General features: G+C 54.8%; 19 protein-coding genes, 1 tRNA gene and 1 pseudogene. 15 read left to right on the plus strand and 6 right to left on the minus strand.

Annotated elements, in window-relative coordinates; genetic code table 11:
• Nucleotides 1–67 precede the first annotated feature (67 nt).
• From AB4P94_RS18960 to murB, 7 genes are read left to right on the plus strand one after another with little or no spacing between them, the layout of a single operon-like run.
• Nucleotides 68–703 carry a MotA/TolQ/ExbB proton channel family protein gene (locus tag AB4P94_RS18960; RefSeq protein ID WP_395606873.1) on the plus strand — a complete coding sequence of 212 codons (636 nt, stop codon included), beginning with the start codon at nucleotides 68–70 and terminating at the stop codon, nucleotides 701–703.
• Nucleotides 700–1,128: an ExbD/TolR family protein gene (locus AB4P94_RS18965; RefSeq protein WP_395606874.1), complete on the plus strand. Its 429-nt coding sequence runs from the start codon at nucleotides 700–702 to the stop codon at nucleotides 1,126–1,128. The genes AB4P94_RS18960 and AB4P94_RS18965 overlap by 4 nt, the downstream gene beginning before the upstream one ends.
• On the plus strand, nucleotides 1,128–2,138 hold the full coding sequence (gene lpxK, locus AB4P94_RS18970; protein WP_395606875.1) for a tetraacyldisaccharide 4'-kinase: 1,011 nt from the start codon (nucleotides 1,128–1,130) through the stop codon (nucleotides 2,136–2,138). The genes AB4P94_RS18965 and lpxK overlap by 1 nt, the downstream gene beginning before the upstream one ends.
• 24 nt (nucleotides 2,139–2,162) lie before the next feature.
• Nucleotides 2,163–2,348 (plus strand): Trm112 family protein, encoded by a 186-nt coding sequence (locus AB4P94_RS18975; RefSeq protein ID WP_003174668.1) that lies wholly within the window; start codon nucleotides 2,163–2,165, stop codon nucleotides 2,346–2,348.
• Nucleotides 2,345–3,109 carry a 3-deoxy-manno-octulosonate cytidylyltransferase gene (gene kdsB / locus AB4P94_RS18980; protein WP_395606876.1) on the plus strand — a complete coding sequence of 255 codons (765 nt, stop codon included), beginning with the start codon at nucleotides 2,345–2,347 and terminating at the stop codon, nucleotides 3,107–3,109. Before AB4P94_RS18975 ends, kdsB begins: the two co-directional genes overlap by 4 nt.
• Nucleotides 3,109–3,573: a low molecular weight protein-tyrosine-phosphatase gene (locus tag AB4P94_RS18985; protein WP_395606877.1), complete on the plus strand. Its 465-nt coding sequence runs from the start codon at nucleotides 3,109–3,111 to the stop codon at nucleotides 3,571–3,573. Before kdsB ends, AB4P94_RS18985 begins: the two co-directional genes overlap by 1 nt.
• Nucleotides 3,570–4,589 (plus strand): UDP-N-acetylmuramate dehydrogenase, encoded by a 1,020-nt coding sequence (gene murB, locus AB4P94_RS18990; protein WP_395606878.1) that lies wholly within the window; start codon nucleotides 3,570–3,572, stop codon nucleotides 4,587–4,589. The genes AB4P94_RS18985 and murB overlap by 4 nt, the downstream gene beginning before the upstream one ends.
• Before the next feature lie 62 nt (nucleotides 4,590–4,651).
• Here murB and AB4P94_RS18995 read toward each other — a convergent pair whose 3' ends face one another.
• Nucleotides 4,652–5,323 carry a Bax inhibitor-1/YccA family protein gene (locus AB4P94_RS18995; protein ID WP_395606879.1) on the minus strand — a complete coding sequence of 224 codons (672 nt, stop codon included), beginning with the start codon at nucleotides 5,321–5,323 and terminating at the stop codon, nucleotides 4,652–4,654.
• A gap of 152 nt (nucleotides 5,324–5,475) precedes the next feature.
• On the opposite strand from AB4P94_RS18995, the gene AB4P94_RS19000 reads away from it, so the two are divergent.
• Nucleotides 5,476–5,566 (plus strand) — tRNA-Ser (locus AB4P94_RS19000).
• A 285-nt stretch (nucleotides 5,567–5,851) separates the two neighbouring features.
• Here the strand turns inward: AB4P94_RS19000 and AB4P94_RS19005 are convergent.
• Nucleotides 5,852–6,670, minus strand: a complete 819-nt coding sequence (locus AB4P94_RS19005; protein ID WP_395606880.1) for a GIY-YIG nuclease family protein — start codon at nucleotides 6,668–6,670, stop codon at nucleotides 5,852–5,854.
• Between the two features lie 885 nt (nucleotides 6,671–7,555).
• On the opposite strand from AB4P94_RS19005, the pseudogene AB4P94_RS19010 reads away from it, so the two are divergent.
• From AB4P94_RS19010 to AB4P94_RS19030, 5 genes and pseudogenes are all read left to right on the plus strand, one after another.
• Nucleotides 7,556–9,693, plus strand: a pseudogene (locus tag AB4P94_RS19010) (type I secretion system permease/ATPase).
• A gap of 6 nt (nucleotides 9,694–9,699) precedes the next feature.
• The gene (locus tag AB4P94_RS19015; RefSeq protein WP_395606881.1) at nucleotides 9,700–11,124 is read left to right on the plus strand and encodes an HlyD family type I secretion periplasmic adaptor subunit; all 1,425 of its coding nucleotides are present in this window, start codon (nucleotides 9,700–9,702) and stop codon (nucleotides 11,122–11,124) included.
• 22 nt (nucleotides 11,125–11,146) lie between these two features.
• The gene (locus tag AB4P94_RS19020; RefSeq protein ID WP_395606882.1) at nucleotides 11,147–11,602 is read left to right on the plus strand and encodes a hypothetical protein; all 456 of its coding nucleotides are present in this window, start codon (nucleotides 11,147–11,149) and stop codon (nucleotides 11,600–11,602) included.
• Between the two features lie 77 nt (nucleotides 11,603–11,679).
• A complete protein-coding gene (locus tag AB4P94_RS19025) occupies nucleotides 11,680–12,348 on the plus strand; it encodes a hypothetical protein (protein WP_395606883.1) in 669 nt (222 codons plus the stop codon).
• Nucleotides 12,349–12,531: 183 nt separating this feature from the next.
• Nucleotides 12,532–12,768, plus strand: a complete 237-nt coding sequence (locus tag AB4P94_RS19030; RefSeq protein WP_395606884.1) for a hypothetical protein — start codon at nucleotides 12,532–12,534, stop codon at nucleotides 12,766–12,768.
• Nucleotides 12,769–13,282: 514 nt separating this feature from the next.
• Here AB4P94_RS19030 and AB4P94_RS19035 read toward each other — a convergent pair.
• Both AB4P94_RS19035 and AB4P94_RS19040 read right to left on the minus strand, forming a co-directional pair.
• Nucleotides 13,283–13,699 carry a VOC family protein gene (locus AB4P94_RS19035; RefSeq protein ID WP_395606885.1) on the minus strand — a complete coding sequence of 139 codons (417 nt, stop codon included), beginning with the start codon at nucleotides 13,697–13,699 and terminating at the stop codon, nucleotides 13,283–13,285.
• 203 nt (nucleotides 13,700–13,902) lie between these two features.
• A complete protein-coding gene (locus AB4P94_RS19040; RefSeq protein ID WP_395606886.1) occupies nucleotides 13,903–14,334 on the minus strand; it encodes a hypothetical protein in 432 nt (143 codons plus the stop codon).
• 527 nt (nucleotides 14,335–14,861) lie between these two features.
• On the opposite strand from AB4P94_RS19040, the gene AB4P94_RS19045 reads away from it, so the two are divergent.
• The gene (locus tag AB4P94_RS19045; RefSeq protein WP_395606887.1) at nucleotides 14,862–15,329 is read left to right on the plus strand and encodes a GAF domain-containing protein; all 468 of its coding nucleotides are present in this window, start codon (nucleotides 14,862–14,864) and stop codon (nucleotides 15,327–15,329) included.
• A 76-nt stretch (nucleotides 15,330–15,405) separates the two neighbouring features.
• On the opposite strand, the gene AB4P94_RS19050 is transcribed toward AB4P94_RS19045, so the two are convergent.
• Nucleotides 15,406–16,260: a hypothetical protein gene (locus AB4P94_RS19050; protein ID WP_395606888.1), complete on the minus strand. Its 855-nt coding sequence runs from the start codon at nucleotides 16,258–16,260 to the stop codon at nucleotides 15,406–15,408.
• A gap of 299 nt (nucleotides 16,261–16,559) precedes the next feature.
• Here AB4P94_RS19050 and AB4P94_RS19055 point away from each other — a divergent pair, with 299 nt between their 5' ends.
• Nucleotides 16,560–17,411, plus strand: coding sequence for a hypothetical protein (locus AB4P94_RS19055; protein ID WP_395606889.1), 852 nt, complete (start codon nucleotides 16,560–16,562; stop codon nucleotides 17,409–17,411).
• 145 nt (nucleotides 17,412–17,556) lie between these two features.
• Here AB4P94_RS19055 and AB4P94_RS19060 read toward each other — a convergent pair whose 3' ends face one another.
• On the minus strand, nucleotides 17,557–18,114 hold the full coding sequence (locus AB4P94_RS19060; protein ID WP_395606890.1) for a CS1 type fimbrial major subunit: 558 nt from the start codon (nucleotides 18,112–18,114) through the stop codon (nucleotides 17,557–17,559).
• Nucleotides 18,115–18,292: the final 178 nt, after the last annotated feature.

The raw sequence follows: 18,292 nt of genomic DNA on the forward strand, positions 1-18,292 counted from the left end.
CGGCGGGCGAACCCCGCGACTGAACCTATATGGTAAAGTGGCGCACTTTTTCGAGGGGACATTCACTGTGTGGGAATTGGTCAAATCCGGCGGCTGGATGATGTTGCCGATCATCTTGAGCTCCATCGCCGCACTCGGCATCGTCGCCGAACGCCTTTGGACCCTGCGCGCCAGCCGCATCACGCCTGACTATCTGCTGGGGCAGGTCTGGAGCTGGATCAAGAACAAGCAGTTGGACAAGCAAAAGCTCAAGGAGCTGCGCGCCAACTCGCCCCTGGGTGAAATCCTTGCCGCGGGCCTGGCCAACTCCAAGCATGGCCGCGAGATCATGAAAGAGTGCATTGAAGAGGCTGCCGCCCGGGTCATCCATGAAATGGAGCGCTACATCAATGCGCTGGGCACCATCGCCGCCATGGCACCCTTGCTCGGTTTGCTGGGCACTGTGCTGGGTATGATCGACATTTTCAGCTCGTTCATGGGCTCGGGCATGACCACCAACGCCGCTGTGCTGGCGGGTGGTATCTCCAAGGCGCTGATCACCACGGCGGCGGGCTTGATGGTCGGTATTCCCTCGGTGTTTTTCCACCGTTTCCTGCAACGTCGCATTGATGAACTGGTGGTCGGCATGGAGCAGGAAGCCATCAAATTGGTGGAAGTGGTGCAGGGCGACCGTGACGTGGATTTCGTCGAGGGCCGCGCGTGAAATTTCGCCGCAAGAGACGGGAAAACGTTGATATCAACCTCGCGTCCCTGATTGACGTGGTGTTTATCCTGCTGCTGTTTTTTGTCGTGACCACCACGTTCACCCGCCAAACCCAACTGCGTGTCGACTTGCCGGAGGCGGTCAGCGGCTCGCCAGCCGAAGATCAGGAAACCAAACAATTGGATATCGCCATCAGCGCCGATGGCGTGTTTTCGGTGAATAACCAGTTGCTGGAGAAAAACGACCTCACAGGCTTGATGGATGCCTTGCAGAAAGAATCCGGCGGCGACGTCAACTTGCCGCTGTCGATCAGTGCTGACGGCAAGACCCAACATCAAGCCGTGATCACCGCAATGGATGCCGCCGGAAAACTGGGCTTCACCCATCTGCGCATGACCACCGTCGAGGCGGCGGGCCAACCCTGATGGCCCTGTCCGATCGTTTGCTCAAGGCCTGGTACGAAGGCCATCCTGCGCTAGCGCTGTTGCGGCCGTTGGAGTCCTTGTATCGCCGGGTGGTGCAGCGTAAGCGCGGGCGTTTCCTGGCGGGCGAGGGCGAGATCTATCAATCGCCGGTGCCGGTGGTGGTGGTCGGCAATATCACGGTGGGTGGCACCGGCAAGACGCCATTGATTCTGTGGCTGATCGAGCACTGCCGCCGCAGTGGCTTGCGTGTCGGCGTGGTCAGTCGCGGATACGGTGCAAAACCGCCACAATTGCCCTGGCGGGTCGAGGCCAGCCACAGCGCCGAGCAGGCAGGTGATGAGCCCTTGCTGATCGTGCAGCGCTGCGGCGTGCCCTTGATGATCGATCCTGATCGCAGCCGCGCCGTGAAAGCGTTACTGACCAGTGAGCCCCTGGACCTGATTCTTTCCGACGACGGCTTGCAGCATTACCGCCTGGCCCGTGACCTTGAACTGGTACTGATCGACGCTGCGCGCGGGCTGGGCAACCAGCGGTGCCTGCCCGCCGGGCCGCTGCGCGAGCCGGTTGAGCGCCTGCAGAGTGTCGATGCCGTGCTTTATAACGGCGCCGTGTCTGATCGCGAGGGTGGCTTCGCCTTTCGTTTGATGCCCACGGCGTTGATCAACCTGAGCACCGGCGAGCGCCAGCCGGTTGATCATTTTCCGGCTGGCCAGCCGGTGCACGCGGTCGCCGGCATCGGCAACCCGCAACGTTTCTTCAATACCCTTGAAACGCTACACTGGCAGCCTGTACCCCATGTTTTTGCCGACCACGCGCCCTACAGTGCCGAGGTCTTGAATTTTGCGCCGCCACTGCCATTGGTCATGACCGAGAAGGACGCGGTGAAGTGCCGCGCCTTTGCCCGGCCCGACTGGTGGTACCTTGCGGTGGATGCGGTGCCATCGCCTGCGTTTGTCGCCTGGTTCGACACACAGCTGATGCGCCTGTTGCCCGCCCGTCTTTTGCCTTGAAACGCTTTTTTCCAGGAAACACTCATGGACACCAAACTGCTCGACATCCTCGCTTGCCCGATCTGCAAAGGCCCGCTCAAGCTCAGCGCCGATAAAACCGAGCTGATCAGCAAGGGCGCCGGCCTGGCATACCCGATCCGTGATGGCATTCCGGTAATGCTCGAAAGCGAAGCCCGCACCCTGACTACTGACGAGCGCCTGGATAAATGACCACCGCCTTTACCGTTGTCATTCCTTCGCGTTTTGCATCGACCCGCCTGCCGGGCAAACCGCTGCAATTGATCGGCAATAAGCCGATGATCCAGCTGGTGTGGGAACAGGCCTGCAAAAGCAGCGCCGAACGGGTAGTGGTGGCCACGGATGATCCACGCATCATCGAAGCCTGCAAAGGGTTTGGCGCCGAAGCGGTGCTGACCCGCGAAGATCACAATTCGGGCACCGACCGCCTGGCAGAAGTTGCCACGCACCTGGGCCTGGCGCCCGATGCCATTGTGGTCAACGTACAGGGCGACGAACCGTTGATCCCGCCGAGCGTGATCGACCAGGTGGCCGCCAACCTGGCCGCCCATGGCGAAGCGCGCATGGCGACCCTGGCCGAGCCTATCGAAGACATCGACACGCTGTTCAACCCGAACGTGGTGAAAGTGGTCAGCGACATCAACGGTCTGGCGCTGACGTTCAGCCGCTCGACCTTGCCTTGGGCGCGTGACGCTTTCGCCAAAAGTCGCGATGTATTGCCCGAAGGCGTGCCGTACCGCCGTCATATCGGTATTTACGCCTACCGCGCGGGCTTCCTGCATGACTTCGTCAGTTGGGGCCCGTGCTGGCTGGAAAACACTGAGTCCCTGGAGCAACTGCGTGCCCTGTGGCATGGCGTGCGTATCCATGTGGGTGATGCGCTGGAGGCACCGCCTGCCGGCGTCGATACCCCGGAAGACCTTGAGCGCGTTCGTCGCCTGCTGGGGGCTTGATGGAGGTTCTGTTCGTCTGCCTGGGCAATATCTGCCGCTCGCCCACCGCCGAGGGCGTATTGCGCCATAAGCTGCGCGAGGCGGGGCTGGCGGGCCAGGTGGAGGTGGCGTCTGCCGGGACGGGCGAATGGCATGTCGGCAATCCGCCAGACCGGCGTAGCCAGCGGGCTGCACTCTCGCGCGGTTATGACTTGTCTGCCCAGCGTGCCCGGCAGGTTTCCCGCGCCGATTTTGCGCGCTATGACCTGATCCTGGCCATGGACCACAGCAACCTGCGAAACCTCAAGAGCTTGCAACCGGGGCAGGGCAAGGCGGAGCTCGACTTGTTCCTGCGTCGTTTTGAGGCTGAGGTAGACGAGGTGCCAGACCCTTATTACGAAGGCGATCAAGGCTTTGAACGGGTCCTGGACCTCATCGAACAAGCCTGTGATTTATTGGTGATCGAATTGAAGGGGCGGTTATGACCTTGCACGTGCTCTCGCAGGTATCGCTCAAACCGTTCAACAGTTTTGGTATCGACGTGCGTGCCCAGCTGTTTGCCGAGGCGCACAGCGACGCCGATGTGCGTGAAGCCCTGGCTTATGCGGCTGCGCAAGCGCTGCCGCTGCTGGTGATTGGCGGTGGCAGCAATCTGCTCCTGACCCAGGACATCCCGGCACTGGTGCTGCGGATGGCAACCCAGGGCATTCGGGTGCTGAAGGACGACGGTGTGCACGTGGTGGTCGAGGCCGAAGCGGGCGAGGCCTGGCATCCATTTGTACTGTGGACACTGGAAAACGGCTTTTGCGGCCTGGAAAACCTCAGCCTCATCCCCGGCACCGTCGGCGCTGCGCCGATGCAAAACATCGGTGCTTACGGTGTTGAGATCAAGGACGTGTTTTGCGGCCTGACTGCATTGGATCGCCAGACCGGCGAGCTGCGGGATTTCAGCCTGGAGGCGTGCAAGTTTGCCTACCGCGACAGTCTGTTCAAGCACGAAACCGGGCGCTGGTTGATTCTGCGTGTACGTTTCGCTTTGAGCCGGGCCCGTCACCTGAAACTCGACTACGGCCCGGTGCAACAGCGCTTGGCGGCGCAAGGCATTACCGAGGCAACGCCCAGTGACGTCAGCCGGGCGATCTGCAGCATCCGCCGTGAAAAGCTGCCAGACCCCGCCGAACTCGGCAATGCCGGCAGTTTTTTCAAGAACCCGCTGGTGTCTCACGTGTTGGCGGCTGAGTTGAAAGCGCTGTATCCGGACCTGGTGGCGTACCCGCAACCCGACGGCCAGGTTAAGCTGGCCGCCGGTTGGCTGATCGACAAGGCGGGCTGGAAGGGCTTTCGTGACGGCGATGCAGGCGTGCACAGGCTGCAGGCACTGGTGCTGGTCAATTATGGCGGCGCCACCGGGCACGATATTGCCAACCTGGCGTTGCGTATCCAGCAGGATATTGCCGAGCGGTTCAAGGTTGAGCTGGAAATGGAACCCAACCGGTACTGAATGTCAGCCAATAAAAATGCCCCGTATCTTTCGATACGGGGCATTTTTTATGGCGCTAACGATCAGTCATCACGACCCATGATGCCGAAGATCTGCAACAGGCTGATGAACAGGTTGTAGATCGATACATACAGGCTGATGGTCGCCATGATGTAGTTACGCTCACCGCCGTGGATGATGGCGCTGGTCTGGAACAGGATGCACACGGAGGAGAACAGCACGAAACCAGCGCTGATCGCCAACTGCAGGCCACTGATCTGGAAGAACATGCTGGCAACCACTGCACCCAGCAACACGAAGAAGCCTGCGGTGATGAAGCCACTCAGGAAGCTCATGTCCTTGCGGCTGATCAGCACGTAGGCCGACAAGCCACCGAATACCAGGGCGGTCATGGCAAATGCCGAGCTGACCACTTCTGCGCCGCCAGCCATGCCCAGGTAACGGTTAAGGATCGGGCCGAGGATAAAACCCATGAAACCGGTCAAGGCAAACGCCGACACCAGGCCCCAGGCCGAGTCACGCAGCTTGTTGGTCAGGAAGAACAGACCGTAGAAGCCGATCAGCACGACAAAGATGTTCGGGTAGCGCACGTGCATCTGCTGAGCCATGAACGCCATCACGCCGCTGAATGCGAGGGTAAGGGCGAGCAGGCCATAGGTGTTGCGCAACACGCGGCTGACTTCAAGCTGCTCAGCCTGCGCGTTACCATTCACTGCGTAATTCTGTTCGCGCATGGCGACACTCCTTCAGTTTTGAAACGTTCAGTCGCAAAGATCATAACAGACGCTCTGTAACAAGCTATGCCGAGTGTTTGACAGTGTGTTTCATTCGGGTATTATGGCGCCCGCTGAGACAGGATGGGCTACTATAATCCTGTGATGCAAAAGGGAAATTGGCAGAGTGGTTGAATGCACCGGTCTTGAAAACCGGCGGACGTTAATAGCGTCTCCAGGGTTCGAATCCCTGGTTTCCCGCCAAACAGATAAAGAAATCCCGCGCGCCATAGGCTTTGCGGGATTTTTTTTGCCTGCGGTTTGTGGGGCTACCTACTGATGTACCTACTGATGTGTTGGCATTACGTGGGATGTGGTGGGTCGACGGGGGTAGGGCGGGTTGCTGAAATTGACAGGTGAGGGGCTTTGCCATGCAGCAAGCGCTTCGCCCTGCAATGAGCGGCCTAGCGGCGCCCGGCTCGTCGGCTGTGCGGCACCTTTCGGCGTCCTGGCCCCGACGGTGGCACACCGCCAGGCAGTGACCTTCGCTCAGTTGAGGTTGTAGCCAAATGTTCGCGTCATCAGCACGGCCTTCCAATGGCTTTCACGTGCATCAATCTCTTGCGGCATGGAGTGAAGGTCGGCGATCTCCAACAGGCTAAACCGAAAGTCCTGCTGACGCTCCACGGCAATGCCCAACTCTTTTACCAGCGCTTTGTTATGGCCGTGACCGTTCGCGGCATAACTGCACCAGCGCCCCCAAATGCCGTATTCACCATCCGCCTTGCCCACGTAAAGCTTGCCGGTCTGGGTATCGGTGATGAGGTAGACGCCTTTTACAGCTGACAACGCCGTGCGCCAGGACTCCAGGTTATGCAGCACGATCAAGTCCAGCTCGGCTTTGGAGAGATTGACGCGTTTGAAGCCGGGGAATTGGCCAATACTCAAGCGTTCGGGTAGCAGTTGTTCAAGGGTCAGATCCTGCGCAACGGTTTCGCCATACACATAGGTTTGTCGTTCCTTGTAGCGGCTTCGCAGAAACAAGCGCCCTTCGAATTCCACGGTGCTCGGCACGCGTACCAGGTTGTACATGAAGTGCGGATCGGGCGCGGGATGCTGTACGTAACCTTCGGAGCGGAACAAGCCGGCGAACAACCAGCGGGTATTAACGACCTTGTCTTGGACCAACGACACGACCCATTCGCGCTCAAAGTTGCGTTGTATTTGCCAGCGTTGCCACTCATCGAATCGGCCCTGCAGATACACGTCCATGGGCGCTTCTATCTTGTTGTGGCGCGCCAAGTGGACCTTGGCCTTGCTCGCATCAAAGGTTGGTTCTTGCAGCTTCAGAAAGTCCAGAAAATACACGGTAACTCCGGAGCGAGACCGCCTGCGCAGTGGTTAAGGCGATAGTGATCAACTGCCAGTTGGAAGGTGGCGACAGATTGAGTTTATCGGTGAATCTCGGCATGTTTCGCAGATAGCCGACGTCCGTAATCGGTCGATTATGTTGAACAAGCTGGCCTTGGTTTCCAGAGCAGAAAAGTACGCGTCGGAGATTGAAATCCTTGCGTTTTGCTGAGGGTTCCAGGCTCATATTTCGCGTGACAGTGTGCCTATATGGCGTTTTCCCCGTTCAATTCCGGGCAGGTTGAACGGAGCGATTTTTTTAACAATATCGGCCAAAACCTGACGTTCAGCTGTGCCAATACCCATACCCTGAATCGGCTAGTACGAAGTATTGCGAAGATCCTAACGGTAGGTCTCGCTAGGGTTTTGGTACAGCCTGCTCAGCACAAACAAATGTGAAGGTCGCTTTTTTTTGAGCAAGGCGCGTTAAGGTCACGCTGCAAGACCGTTCCGCTGCACGAACGAAAACGTGCTGCCCGACATTAATGTCAAACCGTTCATTTGCCAAGTAACCGTAAACACGGCTCTGCCCAAATGTATCCGTCACCGAGAGGGCTATCACATTTGGTGAATCGCCCCGGATTATCTAGACACTTTCAAAGCTCATTGGCCCATACCGAGCGATGGTATACAGCTCCTTGAAACTCAAAGCGGGAAGATAGAAGGGCTCAAGCAGGGGCCCAAGCACAACGTCTGAGCCTTATCTTTAATAGATAGGCCAGTGATGGCATTTTGATCTATCAAAAAACGTCGGCCCACATTTTCCTCGGCTACGCTCGCTTGAGCGGCCCTAGTATCAAGGGCGACATAAGCACTATTCGTATGGAAACGATGATGGGTGAAATGGATGACGTTGCTCATACGGAGCCTGCCCAAGAGTTTGATACCGGTCTTATCTGCCTTGCCATGCTTGCTCGTTTTCACAACATCGCAGTATCCCCAGAGCAACTGGATCATGAGTTCACGCCCCAAGGGCAACCCTTTGGTAAAGCGGAAATTCTCTTAGCTGCTCGTCACCTAGGGCTTAAAGCAAAATCGATCAAAACCACCCAGCAGCGGCTGTCAAACACACCACTCCCGGCAATCGCCTGCGCGTCTGATGGAAGCTTTTTCATTATTGCTCGTGTCGATCAGGAAAAAATCCTCATCCACAATCCTGAATCATCTCGCCCCGAGGTCTGGGAACAGGAGCAACTGGCCGAAAAATGGCAAGGTGAGATGATTCTGTTGCGTTCCCATGCTTCACAAGCTGCAGGGCTGAGCAAGTTTGACTTTACTTGGTTCATACCTGCCGTCGTGAAATATCGGAAGTTACTGGGGGAGGTATTGCTGGTCTCCTTTGTGTTGCAGATTTTTTCATTGCTCACACCACTATTCTTCCAAGTAGTAATGGACAAGGTTTTAGTGCATCACGGGCTGACGACGCTTGATGTGGTGGCTATCGGTCTACTTGGCATTATGTTGTTCGAGACGGCATTGAGCGGTTTGCGAACCTATGTGTTTGCTCATACGGCGAGTCGTATCGACGTTGAGCTTGGGTCAAAACTTTTTCGTCATTTGGTTACCTTGCCGCTGGCTTATTTTCAAGCTCGTCGTGTGGGCGACTCGGTAGCGCGAGTGAGAGAACTGGAGAACATCCGTAGCTTCCTGACGGGGAATGCGATTACCTTGGTGCTCGATATTTTGTTCTCTGTCGTCTTCATCGCCGTGATGTTTTTTTACAGCGGTTGGCTGACGTTAGTAGTGGTGCTTTCCCTACCATTATACATTTTGGTTTCGGTGCTGATTACGCCTCTATTACGCGCAAGACTGAACGAGAGTTTTGCCCGTGGAGCCGAGAATCAGGCTTTTTTGGTCGAAACAATCAATGGTATCGACACGCTCAAATCCATGTCAGTTGAGCCGCAGATCACCCGCAAATGGGATAACCAATTAGCGGCCTATGTATCGGCAGGATTCAAGACTCAAAATCTTTCTAACATCGCGAATGAAAGCGTTTCCCTGATTGGGAAACTGGTGACTGTTGCGACGCTTTGGTTAGGGGCTCGTTTGGTCATTGATGGCCAGCTATCCGTAGGGCAATTAATTGCCTTCAATATGCTTGCCGGCAGGGTCTCACAGCCAATTATTCGGCTAGCGCAGCTCTGGACTAATTTCCAACAGACTGGTGTTTCGGTACAGCGGCTAGGTGACATTCTCAACAGTCGTACAGAGAGCTCTCAAACTACCCGGAGTGTCTTGCCGACACTCAGGGGTCAAATCGAGTTTGATCAAGTGCAGTTTCGTTACAGACCAGAAGGGGCAGAAGTTCTTCGTGGTGTCAATTTGAGCGTTCAAGCGGGTGAGGTACTAGGCGTTGTTGGCCGTTCAGGATCAGGGAAAAGCACACTGACGCGTCTTTTGCAGCGGCTTTATGTACCTGAACGGGGGCGTGTATTAGTCGATGGTATGGATCTCGCCTTGGCCGACGTGACCTCATTACGTCGTCAAATAGGTGTTGTTTTGCAAGACAATATGCTGTTTTGCCGCAGCATCCGAGAAAACATAGCGCTGACAGACCCTGGGGCACCCCTAGAAGGTGTGATACAGGCAGCAAAAATGGCTGTGCTCATGACTTTATTCTCGAGCTCCCAGAGGGATACGACACCGTTGTGGGCGAGCATGGTGCATCACTCTCAGGCGGACAGCGTCAGCGAATTGCAATTGCACGTGCGTTGATTGGAAATCCACGCATCCTCATTTTCGATGAGGCGACCAGTGCACTCGACTACGAATCCGAACGCGTGATTCAGCAAAACATGCAGACCATCTGCAAGGGCCGGACGGTGATCATTATTGCCCATCGATTATCTGCGGTGCGTGATGCCAATCGCATCGTAGTGATGGACCGCGGTCAGATCGTTGAGCAGGGCACCCATAGTGAGCTGCTAGAACTGCAAGCAGGTCATTACTCTCGTTTGCATCGCATGCAGCAAGGATGACTGAGCATGGGTGAACCATCAGCGACGCGTGAGTTATTCAGGCGATACCGCCGGGCATGGAGTAGTGCTTGGAAGTATAGAAGGCAGTTGGATTCGCCTCATCGCTTGCCGCATGAAGTGCAGTTTTTGCCCGCATCTCTGGCGCTTCAAGAGCAGCCCGTCCACCCAGCGCCTCGCTACATTTTGTTCGCCATTATGTTGTTCTCGGCATTGGCTTTGTTGTGGGCCTGTTTGGGGGAGATTGACGTCGTTGCCACTGCGACTGGCAAGGTAGTCGCTAGCGGCAAAAGCAAAGTCATTCAGCCGAGCGAGGTTGCAGTGATCAACGCGATCCATGTGTATGACGGCCAACTGGTCAAGGCAGGGGACCTTTTGATTGAGCTCGATGCCAGTGCGACTGCCGCTGATGTCCAGCGCTTGACCAGTGATTTGATGGCGGCAGAGGTCGACAGTGCGCGGGCAGGGGCGATGCTTGAGGCAATTCAACGTCGTCAGGAGCCGGGTTCACTCCTGGGCAAGATCCCGGGTGCTGATCCCGCACAACAGCTTGATGCCGAGCGCTGGTTACAAGGTCAGTACCTTGAACTTAAGAGTGCCCTTTTTCAGGCAGATGCAGAAATCGATCAACGTTCGGCTGAAATAGCATCAACCACTATCAGCATCAGCGCTATGCAAAAGACCGTGCCTATTACCCGCAGGCTTGCAGAGGACTACAAAACACTGCTGGAACAGCAATATGTTCCGCGCCATGCCTATCTGGAAAAGGAGCAAGCGTTACTCGACGTAGAGCGGGAGTTGGCAATGCAACGTGCAAGAGTTGCAGAGCTCAAGGCCGCTAAAAAGGAGGCAGAAGGGCAGCGAGAAGGCGTTTTGGCACAGACAAGGCGGGCCATGCTGGACCTGCAACAGCAATCCGAGCAGAAAGTCGCCGCGCTCACTCAAGACGTCAAGAAAGCTCAGCAACGCGACCGCCTCATGCGTTTGACAGCACCTGTCGACGGGACGGTTCAACAATTAGCTGTGCACACTGTGGGTGGAGTAGTGACTGCCGCGCAAGCGTTGATGGTCATTGTGCCGATAGGCCAGCCGGTGGAGGTGGAAGCCATGCTGGAGAACAAAGACATTGGTTTTGTCAGCGCGGGTCAGGTGGTAACGGTCAAGGTCGATACATTCACATTTACCAAGTACGGCGTTGTCGAGGGGACGGTAGTCAGCGTTTCAAATGATGCTATTGAAGATGAAAAACGAGGGCTGCGTTACAGTGTGAGAATCAAATTGCTTAGCGATGTGGTGAGTGTAAAAGGAAATGCAGTTCGCCTGACTCCTGGGATGTCTGTTAGTGCTGAAGTTAAAACGGACAAGCGTAGAGTTATCGACTATTTATTGAGTCCTCTGGAACAACACTTGAATGAAGGTATGAGAGAGCGCTAGTTAATTGTGAAAGGAGGGGGTTATGCGAGCTCCAGGAATTTCAGAGCTGGTTCAAGAGGTTATCGATGAGGGTTTTTTTAAAGTATGGGTTGTTTGGGGTTTCCTGGTAATTACTTATGCCTTGGTAATAAGCGGTATCGCTGAAGATATTATGGGGTTTAGCTGGGTGGTAGTGAGGTTGGATTTTGTGGGGGGTAATATCCCTCAGATAGAGAGATGGGCATCAAGGTTTTTTACGACCAATGATACAGGTTTTAATTTTATACTTCCTTGGTGTTTTGGTTTTTATTATGCAGCGCTGATAGCTAAGTCGAATCCATGTCGTGAAAATTATATTCGCTCTCTCATTGGGCGGCGACGTTTTATGAAGGCGTTGCCAAGAGTGGTTATGTGTGGGGTGGGGATGTTTTTTGATGTGGAGTTTTCACCTGAGAAAAGTTGTCGTCGGCTTTGCGTGTGCGAATCACAGTTTATTTAGAGCATTTACTAAGCTAGTGGCTCGATGAAATTAAGAGTGTGTGGTTGTGATTCATTGGTTCGGTAGGAGGCGCTATTATGAAAAATTTGTGTACAGTGTTGGTCGTTTCGCTCATCGCTCTATTTGCTCCGATTGCTAAATCAAAGGATCTATGTGCAACTCTCGGGGATCACCGGATTGTCGTGTCAGAAAGTTATGTGCTTAAGCCGTTGGAATTAGAGGGGCAAGACGTTTGGGGTAAAGGTTTTATTCAGCAAGAGATATCATGCTCATCGAGGTTGAAACAACTGGTTGTTGCATTTGTTCTACCTGAAATGGGCTCGGGAGGAGGTGGTTTTTTCAAGGGGGTAAATAAAGCTGATGGTGTAATTGTATTTGTTGAGCCAATGGTGGATGGCGCTGCGGCACTTCAACATACTTTCAGTCTGCTCGTGGATCCAAGTAATAAGGTCGGACGAGGGCAAGACTATTACGATTCGAATATAGAATTGAATGCATTTAGTCGTAACTATACAAAAGGCGTCTTCTCAGTCGAAGACTATTATTGGAAGGGGACTGAAGGAAACGTCGAGCTATTCATTACATGTCCAAAAGGGAAGTACGGGGTGGCGGTATGTAAAGGGCATTTCAATATGGCTCGAAATTCGTATCGGTACAACATTGTATTTCCTAGAGGTGCTCTCCACCAGTGGCGCTCAATTTCTGAGCATGTGGAAGGTTTTCTGACTGCGATTATTCAGGGGTGACCAAATGGCTAGTATGACGACTGCTGATGCGGCTGAAGCTAGAAGGATATTAGATTCAGGTGGCCCCTCTGCAATGTATCAGTATCTTAAAAGTAAGGGGTTTAGATATGCGGAATTAGCTGATGGGGTCGCTACTGGAGACTCTGTGGCTGGCGACGCAGCACTTCGATTGCGAACACTGATGTGAAAAAAGAGATCATTGATCGATGCAAGGTTCAGATGGGGTCTTACGGATCTGCAATGATAAAAGCATGTGTTGATCAGGATCTGAGCGCGGTAGCGGAAATCAAGCAAATTCCAGACGAATACAAAAAAACCGTGGCTCGGTGCATGAAGCAGATGCGCCAATACGGGTTCGCCATGGTCAAGGCCTGTGCTGATCAGGATATTGAAGCCGATAAAGCGCTCAAGGAGTATTGAGCCGAATTAGAGCTTTCGTGAGCACGGATATCCATTCAGGCATCAATCCATCAAGGCAATTCAGGTGCTAATGAGGTAATGATGATATCGCCGACTCAATTCTCGCCATCATGGTTCAGATGCCTTACCGCAGTTGTGACAGGTTCGAATTCTCCCTTGGCGAGCGAAAATCGACGACGGATACCTACTGATGTACCTACTGATGCGACAAAATTTTATTGGAGGTTCTGATCCGTCATGAAACCGTTTCCCAATGCCAGATAGGGTCTTTAACCGTTCTAGACTGGGCCATTTGGGCTTCTATGGGATTGGATGAGCTGTCATCCGTTATCCCAGAACTGCCCTGTTTTGGCGGCCTGGTTTCCCGCCAAGATTTACACAAAAGCCCCGCGATTGCGGGGCTTTTGCGTTTCTGACGTTCGGCAACGAGTTCGATGGATCGCCTGATCGTTTCCGCATCATTTCAGGCAATTTCCGCAACTTATTGTCAGCGGGTCAGTTTAACAATCTCCCTCTACACGCCTGTAAACAAGTGCAAATCGCCACGGTGGACGATATGCACCTTATTGCCATCAGGGTCACGCAGGTACGCGCCATAATAGCCGTCCCCATAGTGCGGGCGTGGTCCTGGTTCACCCGCATCAACACCGCCAGCACGAAGGCCTGCGGTATAGGCGGCATCGACAGCCTCTGTATGTGGCGCGCAGAAAGCGACCATGCTGCCATTTCCCGCGACGGCCTCTTTGCGATCGTAAGGGCAGTAAACATAAAAACGAGGCAGGGGGCTGTTGGGGTTAACCCAGCACGCGGCAAGGGGCCCTCCATCCGGTGTTACAGCCCGGCGGCACAGTCCCAGAGGGATCAGCACCGCGTCATAGAAGGTCGCGGCCTTATCAAGATCGTTTGTCCCAACGGTTACGTGACTGAACATCCTGTATTCCTGCTTACGAAGGCGAGGGGCTATCGTGTCATTTTGTAGGCGGGCACGTATAGCCGTCGTTGTGTGGGCCAGGCAGGGTGAGCTTCACCAGGAGCCAGGCTTAACCATAGGCACACTCCTGCGAAACGGGATGTTTAAGGGCAGAAACAAGAAGCCCGGCGCTGGGCCGGGCTTCGATTCAACAGCGCCAGAAACTAACGATGCTTGTTCTTGTGTTTATGCTTGTTGTTGCCTTTGTGCTTCTTGCCATCCGACCGATGATTGCTCTCATCATCCGCCAAGTTGTTTCCTAGCGCGCCACCCGCAGCGCCGCCGAGACCTGCCCCGATCGTCGAGCCAGTTGTGCCGCCGAGGCGATTGCCTATAACAGACCCGCCAGCCGAACCGATACCGCCGCCTAAGGCAGCTTCCGCTCTGTTACCTCTTTGAGCACCCACAGCACTGCCGGCAGCACCCCCTACGCCTGCGCCTACCGCTGCGCCTGTCGAGCCGCCAAGCTGTTGACCCACGATGTTGCCAAGTGCTCCACCAACGCCGCCCCCAAGAGCGGCTGTGCCATCTCCGGCAGCCATCGCACCTTGCGAGATGAGGGCACCCAGAACCAGGGCGGGTAGTGTCATTTTCATTTTGTGAACCTCTATGGGTTGTCAGCAGGCGCTCACGGTTTAAAGCACGCCTGGCATTAGGACTGGAGTAAAAGTTTGGAGTTCTCTGCGGGCGATACCTGCGGGCGAATGGTTGTAACAAGATATGCCGTGATGGATTCGGCTACGGAGGGAGGGTTTGAGCGGGCGCCAGGAATGGGATGACCAGAGGCCCGAGTGTGAAGGGCGGATACAAGCAGCCATGCGCTGGGTCGCATGGCCGCCCAGGCAGCGGCAGGCAGCCTCTTTTCGGCCACTTGATTGACCGTCTTGATTTTGAATTCTTCGGGATAACGCGGTTTGCTCATGGCCCCTGCTGATTGGCCTCGGTTTAAGACAAAGAGGTGTCTACTCACCCCGGGGCGACTCACAACTTCCCGCATGGCTGGCGGATTTATTTGCCGATAGTTCCGCCAAGTAAACTTCTATCCTAATGCCCATTGGGTATTTAGGATCCTCGATCCTGCGTCCTATAGTTGGATGTTTCCACCCATAGTCCGGACCTTTTTGTGGCCAAATCCAGCTCAGTATTCGACTCGTTACGCCAGGACATAGACGCGTTAGCCAAACAACTCGGTGTCAGTTCCGTCCTTATCATGCGTTCCCTCCCTCAGCATATGCAGGTAGAGGCTTCTGGCGGACGCCATGAAGAGACCTATCCCATAGGCGCTCAGGGCAAGAAAAGCAGCCTGGCCCACAACGGCCAAGCGCTCTACTGTGAGCGGGTCGTGGATACCGACCAGCCACTCTACGTCAAGGACTCGCGTTTGGAGGCCGACTGGGCCGGCAACGAGGATGAGGTGGAGTTCGGGCTGAGCAACTATTTAGGCTATGCGGTACACGGACCGGATGGCGAGGTGTATGGCACCGTTTGCGCCTTGCACGAGGAAGCCAAGGAGTACAGCGCTGAAGAGCTGGCTGCGCTGGATGAGTTACGCAAAAAAGTTGAGGTGCTGTTGGCCCGGGAGTTGAAATAACGGGAAATGTAAGGGGCCGCCATCCAGGGCTTGAAAACCGGCGCACGTTAGAAAGAAATTCTAACGTCGCTATTTTCTAGTTATTGATGGCTGCGACCCTGTAGTGATCACGAACAAACAGAACGTTGAAGCCCGCCTTCAAAACATTTCTGGAAGAAGCGTCCATGGGAACGCCCGACGCTGGGGTTTCCGTTTCTATATGAAAACTCTTTACCCCCATTTTTTTTGCTTCGCTGACCCTCAGATTCAGTAGCAGGCTTTGTGCGCCTTGTCGGCGGTGTTGTTTGAGCGTGGCGCCCAGTCCAAGCCAGGCAAGCCCGTCTTTTACATACAGGGCCCCGGTGGCCACCGGAACGGCTCCGTCACAAGCAATAAAAATCCGCCAGCCGGGCCGACCGGCCAACTGCGCGAACCAGGTGTCAAAACCTTCTGGAAGGTCGAATGCCGTACTGACGAGCGTGCCATACAGGCCGCTCTCCTGTGGTGTGATCTCACGCACATTCAAACGGCTTTGAATGATGACTGCAGGGTTTTGCCCGTCATAAATAAAACGGGTTATGCCTTCATCACTGAGGGTCAAGCCTGAGGCTTGAAGCCACGCAGGTACTTGTTCAGGTTGAGTGTTTGGGTCTACCCCCATGTTGTAGGCAGGGCCCGCGTTCTTATCCATCCAGGACTGTATTTCTTTTAACGCAGGCTTGGTCAACGGGGAGGAGGCGCCCAGCTTTAATACGCGGTTGAAGTCCCAGGTTGGAAGGAACCTGTGCGCAAAGCACGTTCCGCCTGCCAGGCGAATGGCGCGCAGCCCATGCTGTCGGGCGTAGTCCTCAGGCGCTGCGTTATACATGTCCCACCAGGCAAGCTCTTCAATATGTTGGGCGTCGCGGTAAAGTTGCACCATGTCGCTCTCTTGGCGATTGACAGTGGCCATCGGGTGAGTGTCCTTTTTGAAGGTTGATCCTGTGCGTGAAGTGCCTGCAGGTCGCGATGCTTTTGATTTGTTAGGCGAAGTTTACATAAAAGATGATATTCAGAAGTTTTAATTAAATATTGATGTTGGTGAGTAATGAAAAGGCCGCGCTATTGTACATATGATTCGGGGCGGTGGCTGTGACAACGGTGATTAGTTGATCGTGTGTGTTTAAAAAATGACGGATGCGGGAATTTATTGGTGAGTACAGGTGTTACAAACAAGTAACGCCAACCCAATCATACAATAAGGCCTCGCCCATGACCGTCAACCCCCCTATCGACAACGAAACTTCATCGCTGTACCGCGACGCCCAGGATATTGAGGAGCTTGCCTGGTGGGACATTTATCAAGCAGCGCCTGATGAATACGCCCGTGATCACCAACTTCGCGCCGAGCGTTTGCCTGGCGGGACCTGCTTTGCTCATAAGCACCTGCCATCCTCACTTTTCAACCGTGTGTTGAAAGTGGGTATCGAAAAAACCGTGACGCCGCTCGAACTGGGGCAATTGCAGAGGTGGCTGGCGACTTACGCGAATCCGGTACACAACATCGGTATGGACCCCAATAGCCAACCCCCGGAGGCAACTGACTGGCTTCGTTCGCTTGGGCTGGAAGTGACGGGCGGTGGAATTGCCCGCTTCGTCCACCACGGGGGCGAGGCGGCAGCGGTTCCCCGAAGCGAGCTGACCGTGCGTGACGTGGGCCCCTATGAACAGTCACTGCTGGGTGATGTGGTGCGCCGTGCCTTTGGTTTTCCCGAAGGATTTGACACCTGGTTCGGACAACTTGCCGGGCGTGCTGATTGGCGAGTCTACTTTGCCTGCGACGGTATCCTGCCGGTCGGGATTGGCGCGATGTATGTGAAAGACGGTCGAGCCTGGTTGGGGGTGGGCGCTACGCTCAAAGAGCATCGTGGCCGTGGTGCTCAGCGCCTGCTGTTGAATCGCAGAGTCTGCGATGCCTCTGCAATGGGCGTGACGAATATTCACGTGGAAACAGGGCACCCTTTACCCGGTGAGCCTATAGGACCTTCCTACAGGAACATTTCAAGGGCAGGGTTTGACGTGTTATTCGTTCGCGATCAGTACATGCCCAAGCAGGCAGGCTGATTGGCCCCCTGCAGACTCACGCCTTCTTGTAACGTCCTGAGCACGCATCACGAAATGACCACCGTTACGTGATGCGTCAGGCCCGCGAAGCTGTAGGTGAGCGAATGGAGCGACCACCCGCGCCCGGGTGCAATCCAGTCATGAGTCATCGGCATGGGTTCTGAAAGCGTTGATTCAAGATACCTGTGATAAGAGGGTTGCCTCCCGGCGGCACTTGAATAAGCACCTCTGGCTCGAAAACCAGGCTGACGACGCCTGAATAATTCCCGGCGGGTGGACGAGTGTTAATGGGCTCGATAGCTAATTCATACCTGACGCCTCTTGCGGCAACGCTCGCGGGAACAAGGGTACATCCTCTGTTTCCGTTGCTGTAGTCAACAAGTTCATAGTTGTTAAGAACAACGGCAAGATCAATGCGGTTATTGGCCGAATATAAAGCGGCGGGAGCGTCGAGGCGCACAATAATGCCCCCGCTGGAGTTTCTCATATCGAGAGAGGTCTTCCATATATCAAGTTGACGCCTGGCGACATCCCAATTAAGCCGCTGCGTGGCAGACAGATTGGTACCGGGCTCCGCTCTGACATAAAAGTCTGCCGTTGGAATTGAAGCGGCGATTTTCACCGTGATCTGTTCGGCGGCAAAAGAAGAGGGCGGCATCAAGAGCGAGGTTGTAAGCAACGCAACGTATTTAAGTCTAGACATTGTGCAGTCTCTTTTGGCGCTGGATTTGAGGTGTGCACACACTAAAAGTGGGAGGGGAAAGCGTAAGCCGTATTTCGCTGGCGCCAGTGAAGGCGAATTCTGGCGCAGTGTCGGAATTGCCCTACACGGCAGAGCCCGTTCAGTTTCAACATGGCATGAACCCTTCGGTAGTCCTCAC

It is taken from the genome of Pseudomonas sp. B22129, assembly GCF_044218875.1.
GTDB lineage: Bacteria > Pseudomonadota > Gammaproteobacteria > Pseudomonadales > Pseudomonadaceae > Aquipseudomonas.